Raw genomic sequence first — 16,932 nt, 5'->3', positions numbered from 1 at the left:
TCGGCATCAATTTCAATTCATTTTATTTCTATGCGCTGGACTTTAAAACCTAAACCAGACCCTACCATTGTAAATACTTTAGCAGACAAATTGGGAGTCGGGATTCCGGTTGCAAAACTTTTAGCACAGCGTGGAATATCCTCTTTCGAGGAAGCTAAGGAATTTTTCCGTCCAGACCTTAAGAAGCTTCATGACCCATTCCTGATGAAAGATATGGAAAAGGCTGTGGAGAGGATTGAACAGGCGATGGACAATGAGGAAAATATCATGGTTTACGGTGACTATGATGTAGATGGAACCACCAGTGTAGCCCTGATGTCTTCATTTCTAAAATTCAGGTATCCAAACGTTACAACTTATATCCCAGATCGTTATGATGAGGGTTACGGAGTTTCCTATCAGGGAATAGATTATGCAGCCGATAATGATATTAGCCTGATCATTGCCCTGGACTGTGGGATCAAGGCGATCGAAAAAGTAGCTTACGCCAGGAAGAAAGGGATAGATTTTGTGATCTGTGATCACCATCGCCCTGGTTCAGAAATTCCTAATGCGGTAGCGGTTTTGGATCCTAAAAGATTAGATTGTTCATATCCTTATGATGAACTTTGCGGTTGTGGAGTTGGATTTAAACTCATACAGGCAATCACTCAAAAGAATAAGGAGCCGGAAGAAACCTTATTACCGTATCTTGACCTTGTTGCGACCGCTATTGGGGCAGATATTGTTCCAATCACCGGCGAAAACAGGATACTGGCCTATCATGGTTTGCATGTAATAAATGTCGCACCCAGAAGAGGAATTAAAAGCCTTCTGGGAGATAGGAAAAATGTAAGTATTACCGATGTTGTTTTTATCGTGGCTCCTAGGATCAATGCTGCCGGAAGAATGAAGCATGGCCTGCATGCGGTAAATCTACTTACCGAAGAAGATGAAAAAGTCTCTCAAAAATATGCTGAAGAGATCGAAGCCTATAATTCAGACAGGCGTACCACAGACAAATCTATTACAGAAGAGGCCAAACAACAGATAATTGCACAGAAGGAAGAAGAACGTTTAACCACGGTGGTCTATGATGAAAGCTGGCATAAAGGGGTGATAGGTATAGTAGCTTCCAGACTCACCGAGACCTGGTACAGACCAACTCTTGTTTTCACGAAAAGCGGGGAACGTCTAGCAGCCTCGGCAAGGTCTGTAAAGGGCTTTGATGTTTATGAAGCTTTGGAAGGATGCAAGGATCATATTGAGCAATTTGGCGGGCATAAATATGCCGCGGGATTAACACTTCTGGAATCGGAATATTTGAATTTCAAGAATAAGTTCGAAGAGGTGGTTTCAGAAACTATTGACCGGAATTTATTGACTCCGGAAATAAATATAGATGCCGACCTGGATCTCAAAGATATCACCGCTAAGTTTTACAGAATCCTAAAACAATTTGCCCCGTTCGGACCAGGGAATATGTCTCCTGTTTTCATAAGTCGCGGTTTAACCGATACAGGTTTTGGTAAATGCGTAGGAGAAGATAAAACGCATTTAAAATGCCAGGTACAGCATGAAGCAGGAGGTCCAAAATTTGATGTTATTGGGTTTAATCTTGGGTCTAAATTAGACCTTATCAAATCTGGGAAAAAGTTCGATGCGGTTTATAGCCTGGATGAAAATACCTGGAACGGGAATACTAAGATTCAATTGAAATTAAAGGATATCAGGGAAAGTGTTTAAGGATTGAGCTTTTTGAGCTTCAACTCTTTTCCATCAAATTCTGCGAAAGTATAATGACTTATCCAGTCTCCAGTATTCACGTACATAGATTTGCCATTTAGGTCTATTTCCAGTGGTAAGTGACGGTGGCCAAAAAGGAAATAGTCATAATGTTTTGATTCTAACTTTCTTCGGCAGTACTGAATGAGCCATTCATTATCCTCTCCCAGGAATTCCTGGTCTTCATCTCCAGAGATCATTTTATTTTTCACCGAGAAATACTGGGCCAGGGGAACTCCCAGGTCTGGATGCAACCAGCGGTAAAGCCATTGAGAAAGGGGATTGGTGAACACCTTTTTCATGCGTTTGTAGCCTTTGTCACCAGGACCCAGGCCGTCACCATGGCCAATCAAGAAGTTTTTATTGTTGAACTGGAATTCTTTAGGCTTATGATAAACAGGAATATTTAGTTCCTCTTCAAAATAATCGTTCATCCAAAGATCGTGATTCCCTACAAAGAAATATACGGGAATGCCACTATCCCTGATTTCTGCTAACTTTCCAAGGGTTCTAACAAATCCTTTCGGTACTACATGTTTGTACTCAAACCAGAAATCGAAAAGATCTCCTAATAAGAAAATCGCAGCTGCATCTTCTTTGATTCGATCCAACCATTGAACGAAAATAGCTTCTCTTTTCCTGCTTTCTTCCATGGTTGGAGCACCAAGGTGATTATCACTGGAGAAATAAACTTTTTTGCCTTCAGGAATGTTCATAAATGAATAGTTCGGGGTAAATATATGGAAATATGGTTTTTGTTCGAATGTCATCCTGAACTTGTTTCAGGATCTAAGTTTTTAGAAGCTGAAATCAAAGATTCAACGTAGTTAAACAAGTTCAGCTTGACGGAATATATTTGCGCAAGGGATAGCAGCGATTAGCTCCCGCCTTTTGCGGGACTAGAAGCGGATAGCCCGACCCGTTAGGGTTGCGCCCTAATTATTATCGCTGGCGTACCACTCGGCGAAAGAAGTTTCGGTTTCCTGAAGTTTTAAAGAATGCAGTTTGATATGTGAGGGCAAATGTTTTTTGATCTTCTTTGAAAAATCTATCACCATATTCTCGCTGGTTGGTTGGTAATTCACCAGGATCACGTGATGGCCGCGGCTTTTAAGCTCCTCTGCAAGTTCTACATGTGGGGTGTTCTTATTGAAAACCGTAGCATGATCAAACTGGTCAACGATCTCTGTCTTCACGATCTTTTTAAGATCACCAAAATCTATCACCATCCCAAATTTCACATTATCACTATCTGTTATTGGCTGTCCTATTACCGTAACACTAAGTTTATAACTATGGCCATGCACATTTCTGCACTTCCCGTCGTAACCATAAAGGGCGTGCCCGGTTTCAAAAGAAAACTGTTTGGTAATTCTAATGTTGCTCATTTCAACCTGATTTTGCTGCAAAGATAATCGGAATTTTTGAGCCTGAATTTTTAACATTTTTAAATTGATTTCTGAATTATATTTACCAAATTTTTTTCGCCATGGTGAATACAGAATTAGAACTTTTTGAACAGATAGAATTCAAGGAAAATGAGCAGTATGAAGCCATTATCCAGGACCTGTTAAAAAATAAATACAGCGTTATAGATGATTTTTTTAGTGCTGAAGAAGTAGGTCTTTTAAGGGCTTCCTTAATGGGTAAATATGAAGAGGATGATTTCAAGAAGGCTGCAATTGGTAACAAAATCAACGAAGTTGTAGCGAAATCTATTAGAGGAGATTTTATTCTCTGGATCAATGAAGCAGAAGCGGGAAAAGCCGAAAAGATTTATTTCAGAAAAATCAATTCTCTGGTTGAATACCTTAACAGGACCTGTTTTATGGGTATTCTGCAGAAGGAATTTCACTATGCTGTATACCCGGAGGGAACTTTCTATAAAAGGCATTTGGATACTTTTCAAAATGACGGTAGAAGAAAGTTATCTATGGTATGCTATTTAAATACGGAAAACTGGAAACCTGAAAATGGTGGCGAACTGGCGATCTATACTGAAGAGAATGGAGTGGAAAAACAGGTTGATGTCTTCCCATATCCCGGTCGTGTAGTGATCTTTGAAAGTCAGGAGCTGGAGCATGAGGTGAAGCCTGTAAAAGTACCTCGGTATAGCATTACCGGATGGCTTAAGACGAGATAGTTATTTCCTAAAACGTTTGTAGACAAAAACACCTATCAAGACCAGGGCAAGGATCAACCAAAATCCCATGCCACTTAAAAAACTGAAAAATTCCCAGGTATCCTGATCCATTAGTTCTTGTATTTTCTGGAATTTCGTACTCTCCAGCGATGCCGGGCATAAAAGAACAAGGCCAGAAGTACCAGAATAGCCAGTAGATACGAGAAATTTTCAGAAATGAATTCCTGAAAAGTCCAGCCCCATTCCTGGACTTCACTCGGGTCTTTGTCCTTTGGTAGATGTTCCTGCATCATTTATTCATATTAAGGCTTCCTGAAAGATATCTTATTTCCTGAATTTAGCCAGGGCCTTTTTGGTAAATTCTGAAAGTACTAACTCCCCGGAAACAGACGCATTTTCGTAAAGTAAATGAGCCCAGTGATCTGTGTCTTTCCAAAGGGTCTTTTTCATCTGGGTTAAGGCAGCCGGATTGTAGGAAGCCAGTTTTTCAGTAAATAGCTCTACCTCTTTATCGAGGTCTTTCATGTTTTCAAAAACCTTTGCATAAAGTCCCTTTTCCTTCGCCCAGTATGCATTTTTCCATTCATGCGCCGCCAGACTAAGTTCGGCAAGAGCATCTACACCCATTTTTCTTTCCACTGCCGGTGCGATCACAAAAGGTCCTATCCCGATACTCAATTCAGATAATTTTATTGAGGCAGCTTCAGTGGCCATCGCATAATCACAGGCGGCAACCAGGCCAACCCCTCCGCCTACGGTCTTACCCTGTACACGGCCAACGATAAGTTTTTTACAACTTCGCATGGCATTTATCACATTGGCAAAACCTGAGAAGAAGTGCCTTCCAGATTCAAAGTCATCGATCTCAATGAGTTCGTTGAACGATGCGCCGGCGCAAAATGCCTTTTCTCCTTCAGATTTCAATAAGATTACACTTACATCTTCATTTTCTGACAGTTCATTGATCTCTTTTTCTAGTCGGTCTAAAAGTACCGAGGGAAAAGAATTACTGGCCGGGTGGCCAAATTCAACTGTAGCGACTTTATTTTCAATATTGGTGTATAAACTTCCGTTCTCGCGAGAGGTAGTCATAAAAATTCAGGTTTTTACCAAAGTTAAGGATATTGGTTAAATCTGGAGCTTTACTTAACAGAATCTAAACTTCCTTACTGAGGTATTTTCGGCGGAAATAAATTACCAGGGTTCCGCTTCTAATCAGCATCCAGACGAAGAAAGCTATCCAGATTCCGTAAAGTTTCAGACCAAAATAGTCTGAAATCAGCAATACCGGAGTGAAACCTAGGAACGTAGCGACCAAAAGAACATTGCGTAGGTATTTTGCTTCTCCAAGACCTTTAAAGATCCCATCGAACATAAAAGCGATGGCATTTACCGGCTGCATTAAAAGTACGATCCAGAATACCGAGGAGAATAAAGCGAGTACACTTAACTCCTTATTAAATAGCAACCCGATCTGGTTATAGAACAAGGCGCAGATTGCCATTAGAATCAATGCGATAAGAACCGCGTACTTACTGATCTTCTTACTTAGCTCCCAAAGGTTTTTATAATCCATTGCGCCAAGAAGCTTTCCGCCAATGGCATTACCCGCATTGGCATAGCCGTCTATAAAAAAGCTGAAGAATAACCAGATGTTCATAAGGATACTTTGAGCCGCGATATAATTCTTTCCGTAATCTGTAGCGTAGGCATTGGCTAGATAAATGGCGAAATTCAAAGCCGCGGTCCTTATGAAAAGATTTGCTGCCATTATAAGCAGACCCCTCATCCTGGGGTTGATATTGAAACTAAGCTTTAAGTGAAATGGTGTTTTCTTGAAAAAGAACCAGAAGGCCATAATAAGCATAATGGCCTGAGCGGCAAGGCTGGCATAAGCTGCACCTTTAAGATGCATGGCCGGGATATAGCCTTCAACCCCGTAAACAAGTAGATAATCCAGGGCAATATTTACCGCAGCACCGGTTAGACTACATTTCATGGCCCATAGAGTGTTTTGAAGTCCCCTGAAAATTCCGAAAATAGCGAAAGTGACCAGCGTTAGTGGATATCCTAATGCTCGAATCTGGTAATAATCTTCAGAGTACCGCAGGATTAATCCTTCCGCATTATAAGCACTAAAAATTGCCCGAGCAAAATAGGCGGTAGTCGCATAGATCACCAGGCTGAACAAAAAATTGAAGGCAATTGCTTGTGGAATAAGTGTTTTTACGGCGTGCAGCCTATTTGCACCTAAATGTTGGGAAACAATGGCTGAAATGGCTGTTTTGGTTTGAGCTACGATCCAGATAATGGCTGAAAGAAAAGAGCCAACGATACCGGCAGCTGCCAGGGCCTCGATAGAATTATCATCTACATTACCTATTACCGCTATATCTGTTAAGGAAATAAGGGGTTCGGCGATTCCAGCAATAATTGCCGGAATTGCGATCTTGTTGATATTTTTAAAACTAACTGAGTTCTCCAATGGCCAGTATAATGAATGGCAAATATAGAATGGACTTAATTAAATTAGCAATTCATAGCAATAAAATGGATGCTCGCTCTGTTTTGGAAAATAAATATTTCCGAGTCTTTGGTATCCCCGGGCTTCGTAAAACCGTTGATTTCGCTTATTCATACTGAAGGTGTCCAGTCTCACCGATTCGTAATTAGATTCTTTAGCCATTTCTTCAGCAAAGGCCATTAATCGTTGTGCGTAACCGTTTCCCCAGTGATCTGGATGAGTAGCCAGTCTGTGGATATAGAGATTATTCTCGGTTTTACTTAACCATTTTATAGGAATATATTCTTCATCCTTTTCTGAAGTGACCACAATAATCCCAATGATCCCGTTTTGGTTTTCCAGAACATATAACTCGCCTTTATGAATATCTGCTTTTAATTTTTCCAGGGATGGATAATGCTCGTTCCATTGATAAATGCCCTTCTCAATCATTGCCCTGGCACAGGATTCGGTTAAGGATTTAATCTCTTGAAGTTCTTCTATCCTGGCTTTTCTAATCATTTTTCAGAAAAAAATAAACGTTTCTTATATTAGGAAAATTTGTTACATTTGCTCCCATCTGGGGGATTAGCTCAGCTGGCTAGAGCGTTTGGCTGGCAGCCAAAAGGTCATCGGTTCGACTCCGATATTCTCCACAAAAAAACCACTGATTTTCAGTGGTTTTTTTAATTCTATTCGTCGTCAGAATCTCCATATTCGTCCCAGAGTTCCTTTGAATCGGTTTTTAGAAAATCGATGCTTTTAGCGATCACGTGGTTGAATGTTTTCGGTAGCTCTTCACCATTCCATGGATGCTGAGTTCCAAAAACATGATCGGCATTTTCTACCAAGAGTAATTTTGGTGCGGGGCTCCATTCAAAAAGATTTCCTGCCTCTCCAATAGATACACTGGTGTCACTGCTTCCATGAGCGATCAAGTGTGGGATTTGAAGTTTCTGAGCGGCTTTTTTGATATTCAAGCGCTCTTTATTCTCTTTAAAATTTTTATAGAACTGATAATGATGTGGCAGTTGCTGTCCTGTTCTAGAATTAACGATATACTGGACTCCTTTCTTTTCCCAGGCTTCAAGCTTTTTCCCCTCTGGAAAACGTGAGCCAAAATCTGAAACAGAAGCCAATGTTATAAGCTTGGTGATCCTTTTATCTTCAGCGGCTTTAATAACAGAAATTCCGCCTCCTCTGGAATGCCCTATCAGGTTTATATCATCTGGTTTTAATTGCTTGATGAATTTGAAATCTGGTAATAACATCCAGTCCAGAACCGATTGTAGATCGTCTAATTCTTTAATGTAATTATTATCTCCAAAAGCCTCGATGTTAAGGAATTTGGTAAGGTTTTCGGGATCTGTTCCATTATGACTGAAATTAAATTTCACGAAAAAGAAATCCTCTTTAGCAAATTTAATCCCCATCTCTTCCCAGGCTCCCCAATCTTTAAAACCCTTATAACCATGACAAAAGATCACCACAGGTTTTGGTTTTCCATCGTCTTTAAAAATCAGGTCTATAACTATAGGCTTATCATGTTTGCCTTCTATGATGATGTTTAATTCTTTAGAAACTTCCATAATTCTTTTTGATTTCCTTTTCTATAAATGGAATCTCCGGGTCACAGATCTCCATAATTAATTTTTTTAGTTCCGTTTGGAAGAGCTCTAAAGTTTCTTCAGTAATCATCGAATCCTTTTTGTTGCTTCCTGCTTCTTTCTTCTCAAACTTTAAAAAACCTGATTTCAGATTTTTGAACGAAACGATCCCGGCTTCGGCCGGAAATTTAAGGTCTTTCTGAAGTGCAATCAAGCTTGCGTAAGTTAAAACCTGAAAACTTTTGGAGTAATTATCATAATCTTTTGTTATATCCTCCCAGTTCACAACGTTCAGATTTCTTGACTCTACCTTTCCGGTTTTATAATCTATTATCCGGTGTATCCCGTTCGATTTTTCCACCCGGTCTACCTTCCCGCGAAGATAAACTGAAAAAGATAAATTTGGTATAGGAAGCTCCACTTTTAAGTCTTTTTCGATCTGCACTATTTGTATCTCTTCCCCTGCCTTGATTCGCGTTAGTTCAAACCTAAGGAAGTTATGCAGGTAACGCTTGGCAACTTCGAAAATCAGTAGATTCTTACCTTTTTCCAGTGGGAGTTTGCTATAGGCTTCCGAGAATTCATCGATAATCTGTTTATCTGCTAATTTTATGAATTTCTGTATGAAACCTTCAGAAATAACTTCACCCTCATGTTCTTTGTATAAGTTTTCAAGCGCGTTATGTACAACGGTTCCCAGGGTATTGAACGCTACAGTTTCTTCCACTTCCTCCTGGTCTCTCACGCCTAAAACATACTGATGGTAAAAATCGAGGGGATTCCTGATGTATGTGGTCAATGCCGAAGGTGAAAATCCGGATAATGCCAGAGATCTAATTCGTTCCAGCATTTCAGGAGTCTTTTTTACTTCCTTTAAATCGTTCTTCACCTGTGGAACTTTTGGGCTTACAAGGGCCTTTCCTATGGTATGAGCTGGTTGCTTTTCTATTTCAAGCTGAGTTAAAAACCTGCTTTTCTCCCCGGAATTTAATCCTTCTGCCTCCGTGTTATAAAGTAGGTAGACATTTTTAGCTCTTTGTAGTAACCTGTAAAAATGGTAGGTATACACCGCATCCTTTTCACGGTAGGTGGGTAATTTGTATTCTTTTTTCAGGTCATAGGGAATAAAGGAATTATCTGATTTTCCCGCTGGTAAGACACCTTCGTTTAATGAAGTTATAATAACGTTCTCAAAATCAAGCGCCCTTGACTCCAGCATTCCCATAAGTTGTAATCCATTGAAAGGCTTTCCCTGAAAATCGAGGGTTTCAGTACTTAATAACTCTTTATAGAAATTATAAAGAGATTTAATTGTTTTAAGATGTGGATATTTCTCATTCAGGGTTTGCAGTTTATTGAAAAGGATATGAAAATGATATAAAAACTCCAGCCCTATTTTATCTTCATTTCTCTTCAGATGATCTTTTAGAATATGTATTAGGGTCTGGAAGTCTTCGATCAGGCTTCCAACAGAATCCTTTTTTGGTTGAAGGCAGGCTTTAATGATCTTTTTCCGGTCTTCTGGGAAGAAATTAAGGATCTCTTCAAAATCTAAATAAACACGATTTTCAGAATTAATGCTGGTTATGAGGCTTTGAGCATATGGATTCAATAGGGGATTTAAAGCCGGATGATTTATAAGTGAAATCACATCTTTGTAATAATAATTTCCTGTATGCTTTATGTGTAACTGAAATAGATTCTCAAAAAGTGAATTGAAGGGAGCGTTCTTTATTGGAAAGCCCATGGTGATGTTGAGTTCGCCTATTTCATCTGGTAATGAATTCAGAACCGGTAATAAAAGCTCTTCTTCTCCTAGTACAATGGCGGTATTTTGCAGTTGCTCTTCATCTAACTGGGTTAGAATTTCCCCGAGATACTTTGCCTGTCCAATATTTTTAGGAGCACCAATGATCTCAATATTCTTTTCCTCCGAATAATTTTCTGAAAAGCCCTCGTAGTTTATATCCTTATAATAATCCCAGTTATTTATATAATCTCTAATAAAAATAGAAGCTGCGTGGAAAGGATCATTAAAGAAGGTCTTATCCATATCCCAGAATATCTCTGCCTGTTCCTTCGCCAGTAATTCCTGTATAATGGTTTGTTCCGCCGTATTAAGGGCGTTGAATCCTATAAAAACATGTCTTTTAGTATTTTCTTCCAGGTAATCAAGGACCTTCTCTGAAGCTCTTCGGTAAATCAGGCCCTGGTATCCTTCTCCCTTGGCAATAAGGCTGGCAGACAAAGCTTCGTAGTAGGCCGGGAGGTTTTTCCAGAATTTCAAATATCGTTTCACCAGTTCAGTCTTCTCCTCCTGTAAATACCAGTGCTTTAAATCCTGAATTCCTGAAAGGTAATCAAAGAAAGGCTTGTGATCTATCAAATAACGGTCTATCTCATTAAAATCCTGAATAAGACTTTGTGCCCATGTTATAAAGGTTTCAAAATCTTCTAAATCCTCCTTAGGAGTTAAACCTTTATATATGTCGTAAAACTCAAATAGACTAATTGTGTTATCTATAGACTGTAAACCGGAGATCTCTTCGGTGAATTCCTCAACGCTATAAACAACAGGTGCGAAAAAGGTTCTTTCTGAGATAGAAGCTAGTTCTTTCAGAAGGTACGAACCTGCTCTTTTACTTGGAAGGACAAAGATAATTTCAGAAAGGGGAGTATCGCTTTTCTGGAGTTTAAGCAATACCTCGCGTATAAATGATTTCATACGCCTAAAATAAAAAAACGCCCCGCAATGCGGAGCGTTTTCTCATTGAGATTATTTAAAATCTAATTATTCATTATCTCCAGAAGTGTCCTTCATCTCTCTTTCTTTATCAAGAGAGATCTCAACACGTCTGTTTTCCTGTCTTCCTTCAGCAGTACTGTTAGTTGCAATTGGTTGAGTTTCACCGTAACCATCAGAAGTTAATCTGTTTGCAGGTACACCGTTTTCTTCTAACCAAGTAGCTACAGATGCAGCACGCTCTTTTGAAAGCTTCATGTTATAAGACTCAGCACCAGAACTATCTGTGTGTCCTTCCACGTGGAAGATAGTTTGTGGATACTCATTCATAATATCAACAATAGACTGTAGCGCATCTTCAGACTCTGTTCTGATAGTAGCTTTGTTCAAGTCGAACAATACAGTTTTAGAGTATTCATTCAATTCTGAAATAACTTCAGCAGTTGGCTCTGGACATCCGTTAGATGCAGCAGGACCAGCTTCGTTAGGACAGTCATCATCCTTATCTAGGATTCCGTCACCGTCAGTATCAGGCCATGGGCATCCGTCGTTTTCAGCAGGACCAGCTTCGTCTGGACAGTTATCGTCACCATCTCTTACTCCGTCACCGTCAGCATCTGGACAACCATTCAATTCAGCTAGACCAGCTTCTTCCGGACAGTCATCATCTGGATCGGCGATTCCGTCACCGTCAGTATCAGGACATCCATCAAATTCAGCTAAACCAGCTTCGTTTGGACATGCATCCTGACGATCTTCGATTCCGTCACCGTCAGTATCAGGACATCCGTTAAATTCTTCTAGACCTGGTTCTTCAGGACATTCGTCATATTTATCATAGATTCCGTCACCGTCAGTATCTTTTCCACCAAAGATAAATTTAATACCTGCTGAGTGTTGGAAATGTTTTGCACTTTCCGGCTCAAAAGCATGCTTGTACTTAGATTCAAGCGAAAGAGCGATATGATCTGAGAACCAGAAATTGAAACCTACTTTACCGTTCAAGGTAAATGCATCAGCGTTTTCAATATCAGCGTCGTCTTGATCACCTATCCAAGTGTAACCACCACCAATACCAATTACTGGATCGAACCATCCATCATTTAGCATAGCTCTTAGGCTGTAATCTGCACTAAGGTCTAAACCATAATAGGCTAAATCACCTACAGATCTATCACCGTAATTTTCGATCTGGTTGATGGTACCACTTAATTCACCAACAAAACCTGCTCCAATGTATCTGGATACAGTTAGTTTAGAGACCGCAGGAAGAATATTCCAGTGATCACCTGTGTTGAAATATTCGTCGAAATAGTCACCTCGAGGAGCATCCTCTCCTACCGGATAGAAATCAACTGCATTGGTACCAATACCAATTGCCCATGGGTTGTCAGCATCTTGTGCCTTAACCGAAGTAAAGCCAAATATCAGTAATGAGGCCAGTACAATTTTGCTAAGATGTTTCATATTTAATAGTTTAGTTTTAAGTGTTAATTGTGAACAAAAGTATACGCTTAATGTATATTAACAAAGGTAAAAATAATAAAGTTTTCTTAATTGCAGAGCCTTTCCAAGGCTTTTCTAAACATTTTAATATCTGAATATCAATAATTTTGATAATATATTAATGAAATTTTAAACCTTTTTTTAACTCTAAATTATGCCTAATTCCTTTCCAACATTTTTAAAAGCATTAATTGCCTTGTCTAAATGTTCTCTTTCGTGAGCTGCAGATAATTGCACCCTAATTCGTGCTTTTCCTTTAGGTACAACCGGGTAAAAGAAGCCTATTACATAAATTCCTTCCTCAAGTAATTTATCTGCCATATCCTGGGAAAGTTTTGCGTCATGTAGCATAACCGGAACGATTGCCGCTTCTCCATCTATAATTTCAAAACCTGCATCTTTAATTCCTTTCTTAAAATAGGCAGTATTATCCTTTAGTTTCTTTCTAAGGCTATCATCTGTTTTCAACATATCGAAAACCTTAATGGATGCTCCTACAATGGCTGGCGCTAAAGAGTTCGAGAATAAATAAGGTCTTGATCTCTGTCTTAAGATTTCAATGATCTCCTTTTTTGCAGTAGTATAACCGCCCATGGCACCTCCTAGAGCCTTACCAAGGGTTCCAGTGATAATATCTATTCTTCCAAGGACATTTTTCTCTTCCAGGGTTCCTATACCATTTTCACCAATGAACCCGGTGGCATGACATTCATCAATCATAACCATAGCATCATATTTGTCGGCCAGGTCACAAATTTCATCAAGTGGTGCAACCAGACCATCCATAGAAAATACGCCATCGGTCACAATCAGCTTGTATCTGGCACCGTTTTCATTTGCTTCCTTTAGTTTATCTTCCAGGTCTTGCATATCGCCATTTTGGTAACGATATCTTCCAGCTTTACATAATCTAACCCCGTCAATGATGGATGCATGATTTAATGAATCTGAAATGATTGCATCTTCTTTAGTTAAAAGTGGTTCGAAAATTCCTCCATTGGCATCGAAACAGGCTGCATAAAGAATAGTGTCCTCGGTTCCGTAGAAATCTGAGATCTTTTGTTCCAGCTCTTTATGAATATCCTGAGTTCCGCAGATGAATCGTACGCTGGACATACCAAATCCATGAGTGTCTAAAGTATCCTTAGCGGCCTGGATCACTTCCGGGTGAGATGATAACCCAAGATAATTGTTCGCACAAAAGTTGATTACTTCCTGGCCAGAGGCGATCTTAATTACCGCATCCTGAGGCCCGGTTATGATCCTTTCCCTTTTATAAAGCCCTGCTTCTTTAATTTCTTCAATCTCCTTTTGTAAATTTTCTTTTATAGCTCCGTACATGTTTGAATAGTTTTTCTTTTAGTAATTTATTTTAATCAGCCCTCATCTTAATTGTCCAGACTTCAGGCTGTATTTATAGACCAGATCAACAAATTTAAGCTTCTTTTATACATTCTTAATGATTATAGGGTTATTCGTATAAATTAGCAGGCATTTCTCTATCTCATATCCCATTTCCATAAGGGAACTGGCATATTCTGAAACCTGCATTTTATGAGAATCTACAAATCCCCCGGTCTTATAATCAATAACGGTTACTTTTCCGTCGTGGAAATTCAATCTATCCGGCCTTAGTCTCTTTCCGTTTATAGTAATTAGTTCTTTTTCATTCAGGTTTTCCGAATTCGGGGAATAGAACTGTTTTAGATCTGGATGTTCCATGATTTTTAAAATCAATTCTGAAATTGGCTCTTGAGAAGATTTCTTAATCATCCCCGTATTAACTGCCCATTCCATAGCTTTAGTAAGGTCTTCAGCTTTATTGATCCTGGCCAAGATCTCATGGGTGATCTCTCCTTTTTCAATGGCATCCTGCTGTTTTGAATCCCAAAGGGATCCAGACCTGGTCACTATATTAACGGCCTGGTTTTGGGTGGAAGAGGAATAATATTTTGCAGGTTCAATACTTTGATTGCCTGTCTTTTTTGAATTTATAGCTTGTCCCGAATCGCCAAATTCATAAATAAATCCGTCGTTCCACATACCGGTAGTTTTAATGAAATCTGCCAGCATATCTGAAACATTAGTATTCTTTTTCGGCCTTTCATTATAATTTGATAGTAGGTAAAGCTGTTGTGCGGCCCTGGTACAGGCAACATAAAGGACATTCAACGTATCCAATTCATTTTTATGAACCAGATCCTGGTATTTCTGGGAAGCAGCCTCATTCCAATTCAACATTTTTGAGGAAGCGCTCACATAGGCAACAGGAATATTTTCATCGTGTATATCCAGCCAGAGATTATCATTCCTGGTATCCTGAAGATCTGAATTTGCAAAAGGATAGATAACTACAGGGAATTCCAGTCCTTTAGATTTATGGATGGTCATGATCTGTACTGCATTATCGCTTTCTGGAACAACGATGCTTAATTTGTCTTTTTTCTGTTCCCATTTTTCCAGGAAGTCATTCAAACTATTCGCCGTTTTTTGGGTTGTCTCGAATACGAAATCCAGGAAGAACTGGATATATGCATTAGAGTCCTTTATTAGGGAGAAAGACCTTATTATATATTCTACAGATTCATATAAAGAAAATTTTTTAAGCTGATTTAAATCAAATTCCAGTTGAAAATCTTTAAGCCATTTAAAGAAATTTGAGCCATTTTCAGGCAAATTCTCAATTATAACCTTGTGAAAATGTTCTTCCGAAGTATATCTTTCCAGAAGATAGTCGAATATCCTAAGCTTTATTTGGTCTTCCTCAGGATTCATGGAAAAACGAAGCAGATTCACTATAAATCTAACTTCAGGAGATTGATCAAGAAGTAAGGTTTCCGATGAGATCACGGGAATACTATATTCGCTAAGGAATTCAGCTATGGCCACACCTTCGTTTCGAGTTCTGGTAAGTATGCAAATATCCTTGCGCTGAAATTCTTTCGAATCAAGATCTTTAATTATTTCCAGGATCTTTTGTGGATATATCTGGTATTCTTCTTCACGATTGGAAGCCTCTACGAATTCGATCTTCACATAACCATAATCACCTTTTTTTGGATTCTGGGATGAGTTTTTGAATAATTCAGAATATTCTGGATAGTTAAGTAGAGATGAAGCATAGGTGAAAAAGCTATTGTTGAAATTGACCACTTCAGAGCCGCTTCTGTAATTATCTGGTAGATTAACCACATTCTGTTCAGTTTGAAAAGGAGCAGATTTTAGGTTACTCAGGTCTATAAGCTGTTCTGCCCTGCCACCACGCCACCTGTAAATACTTTGTTTTGCATCGCCAACAATAGTTAATCCGGCTGGTTCAGCAGAATCCAGATTATTACCTACCAGGGGAATCAAATTTTCCCATTGCATCCTGGAGGTATCCTGGAATTCATCTATGAAATAATGTTGGTACCTTTCCCCAAGTCGTTCGTATATAAATGGAACAGGCTGATCTTTAACTTGCTCGCTAATTTTTGGGTTGAATTCAGAGATCAAGACCAGATTTCTTTCCTTCTTAATTTCTTCAACTTCCCGGTTAATTTCATTCAAAAGGGACAGTTGGACGAGATTTTTTCGTATTTCTGTTAGAAACTCTATCTGAAAATAGGCTTTTTTGGAGGTATTAAAAATTTCAACAATTTCATCCTGAATACCATCGAGAGCAACCTTTGCAACTTCTTTTGCCTTTTTTGGGTAAAGAGGTTGTTCAGCAATATTTTCAGCCCATTTGGTACTGAAATTTACAGATGCGCCAGACCTTAACTTATCGAAATGCTTTGGGACATATTTTCCGCTGAAATCAGATTCCTGAATTCCATTTGACTGTATAAGGTCGAAAAAAGATTCTGCTGAAAGTTTTAAGGTTTCTTCAGCAATCTTGATATCAGATCTTAGTTTTTTACTGAATTTTTCAAAATCTTCTAGGGTTTTATCCTTTAGAATCTGAATAGCCTTCTGGTGATTCTCATTGATGAGAAGTTTTGAGATGCTAAAAAGATCCCTGCTAATATCCCAGCTCTTGTCATCATCTGTTTTAGACAAGGTATAATCGATCAAAACCTTGGTAAGTTTTTTATCGGTTCCGGCCCGATTTATTAAACTCTCCACAGCTTCCATAAGAATATCATCTGTGCTGAGTTCAACTTCGAAATTCATGGGAATACCCAGGTCCCGGGCAAAAGTCCTCAACACACGATGAGTAAACCCATCTATAGTGGAAATTTCAAAAGCCGCATAATTATGGATGATGCTTTTAAGAATTTCAGTAGACCTGCTTTTTATTTCTTTCGCGGAAAGGCCGGTCTCCTCTGAAATTGCATATAGGAGGGCACTGTTGTTCGAAAGTTCATCAATTCGCGAAAACTCTACCAGGCTTTCAATGATCCTTTTTTTCATTTCCCCTACGGCCTTATTGGTAAATGTAATTGCCAGGATGTTTTTGTACCTGTCTTTTCTATTAGACCTGAAGAGAAGGCAAAGGTATTCTTTAACCAGGGTAAAGGTCTTCCCCGAACCAGCAGAGGCGTTGTAAATATTAAAGGAATTTTTCAAATAGCTTGTTATGATTGGGTTTTGAAAAAATATTAAAAATTAAAAGTAAAATAAAAATGGATTTTTAATAGGCATTGCTTTTAAGTATTTTATAACACTAAAAAATTTCCATTAC

General features: G+C 38.9%; 13 protein-coding genes and 1 tRNA gene. 3 read left to right on the top strand and 11 right to left on the bottom strand.

Translation table 11 applies throughout. The annotated features are described in order from the left end of the window. Window positions 1-30: 30 nt before the first annotated feature. Entirely contained in the window at window positions 31-1,725 is a 1,695-nt protein-coding gene (gene recJ / locus ML462_RS04325; RefSeq protein WP_240712522.1) for a single-stranded-DNA-specific exonuclease RecJ, read from the top strand. Here recJ and ML462_RS04320 read toward each other — a convergent pair. Together ML462_RS04320 and ML462_RS04315 are read right to left on the bottom strand one after the other, a co-directional pair. Continuing rightward, window positions 1,722-2,480 carry a UDP-2,3-diacylglucosamine diphosphatase gene (locus ML462_RS04320; protein ID WP_240712923.1) on the bottom strand — a complete coding sequence of 253 codons (759 nt, stop codon included), beginning with the start codon at window positions 2,478-2,480 and terminating at the stop codon, window positions 1,722-1,724. The two genes, recJ and ML462_RS04320, sit on opposite strands and share 4 nt — an antisense overlap. A 219-nt stretch (window positions 2,481-2,699) precedes the next feature. Further along, window positions 2,700-3,152: a 6-pyruvoyl trahydropterin synthase family protein gene (locus tag ML462_RS04315; protein WP_240712521.1), complete on the bottom strand. Its 453-nt coding sequence runs from the start codon at window positions 3,150-3,152 to the stop codon at window positions 2,700-2,702. A gap of 101 nt (window positions 3,153-3,253) precedes the next feature. Between ML462_RS04315 and ML462_RS04310 the strand changes: the two genes are divergently transcribed. Further along, the gene (locus ML462_RS04310; protein ID WP_240712520.1) at window positions 3,254-3,907 is read left to right on the top strand and encodes a 2OG-Fe(II) oxygenase; all 654 of its coding nucleotides are present in this window, start codon (window positions 3,254-3,256) and stop codon (window positions 3,905-3,907) included. Between the two features lie 110 nt (window positions 3,908-4,017). On the opposite strand, the gene ML462_RS04305 is transcribed toward ML462_RS04310, so the two are convergent. From ML462_RS04305 to ML462_RS04290, 4 genes are all read right to left on the bottom strand, one after another. Then, the gene (locus ML462_RS04305; RefSeq protein ID WP_240712519.1) at window positions 4,018-4,200 is read right to left on the bottom strand and encodes a hypothetical protein; all 183 of its coding nucleotides are present in this window, start codon (window positions 4,198-4,200) and stop codon (window positions 4,018-4,020) included. A gap of 31 nt (window positions 4,201-4,231) precedes the next feature. Next, the gene (locus ML462_RS04300) at window positions 4,232-4,999 is read right to left on the bottom strand and encodes an enoyl-CoA hydratase/isomerase family protein (RefSeq protein WP_240712518.1); all 768 of its coding nucleotides are present in this window, start codon (window positions 4,997-4,999) and stop codon (window positions 4,232-4,234) included. 64 nt (window positions 5,000-5,063) lie between these two features. Next, window positions 5,064-6,392, bottom strand: coding sequence for an MATE family efflux transporter (locus ML462_RS04295; RefSeq protein ID WP_240712517.1), 1,329 nt, complete (start codon window positions 6,390-6,392; stop codon window positions 5,064-5,066). A 39-nt stretch (window positions 6,393-6,431) separates the two neighbouring features. Continuing rightward, entirely contained in the window at window positions 6,432-6,932 is a 501-nt protein-coding gene (locus ML462_RS04290) for a GNAT family N-acetyltransferase (protein ID WP_240712516.1), read from the bottom strand. Between the two features lie 60 nt (window positions 6,933-6,992). Between ML462_RS04290 and ML462_RS04285 the strand changes: the two genes are divergently transcribed. Continuing rightward, a tRNA-Ala gene (locus ML462_RS04285) sits at window positions 6,993-7,066 on the top strand. A 36-nt stretch (window positions 7,067-7,102) separates the two neighbouring features. Here the strand turns inward: ML462_RS04285 and ML462_RS04280 are convergent. The 5 genes from ML462_RS04280 to ML462_RS16130 all read right to left on the bottom strand — a co-directional run bounded on the left by ML462_RS04280 (window position 7,103) and on the right by ML462_RS16130 (window position 16,829). Then, a complete protein-coding gene (locus ML462_RS04280) occupies window positions 7,103-7,999 on the bottom strand; it encodes an alpha/beta hydrolase family protein (RefSeq protein WP_240712515.1) in 897 nt (298 codons plus the stop codon). Continuing rightward, window positions 7,986-10,742, bottom strand: a complete 2,757-nt coding sequence (locus ML462_RS04275; protein ID WP_240712513.1) for a PD-(D/E)XK nuclease family protein — start codon at window positions 10,740-10,742, stop codon at window positions 7,986-7,988. Before ML462_RS04275 ends, ML462_RS04280 begins: the two co-directional genes overlap by 14 nt. Window positions 10,743-10,808: 66 nt before the next feature. Beyond that, the gene (locus tag ML462_RS04270) at window positions 10,809-12,227 is read right to left on the bottom strand and encodes an OmpA family protein (RefSeq protein WP_240712512.1); all 1,419 of its coding nucleotides are present in this window, start codon (window positions 12,225-12,227) and stop codon (window positions 10,809-10,811) included. A gap of 186 nt (window positions 12,228-12,413) precedes the next feature. Continuing rightward, on the bottom strand, window positions 12,414-13,607 hold the full coding sequence (kbl, locus tag ML462_RS04265) for a glycine C-acetyltransferase (protein WP_240712510.1): 1,194 nt from the start codon (window positions 13,605-13,607) through the stop codon (window positions 12,414-12,416). A gap of 105 nt (window positions 13,608-13,712) precedes the next feature. Further along, a complete protein-coding gene (locus tag ML462_RS16130) occupies window positions 13,713-16,829 on the bottom strand; it encodes a UvrD-helicase domain-containing protein (protein WP_341481574.1) in 3,117 nt (1,038 codons plus the stop codon). Window positions 16,830-16,932: the final 103 nt, after the last annotated feature.

It is taken from the genome of Christiangramia lutea (genome assembly GCF_022489035.1).
Lineage (GTDB): Bacteria > Bacteroidota > Bacteroidia > Flavobacteriales > Flavobacteriaceae > Christiangramia > Christiangramia lutea.
Note: the sequence above shows the minus strand (reverse complement) of the source record. Positions and strands in the feature narration are given on the sequence as shown.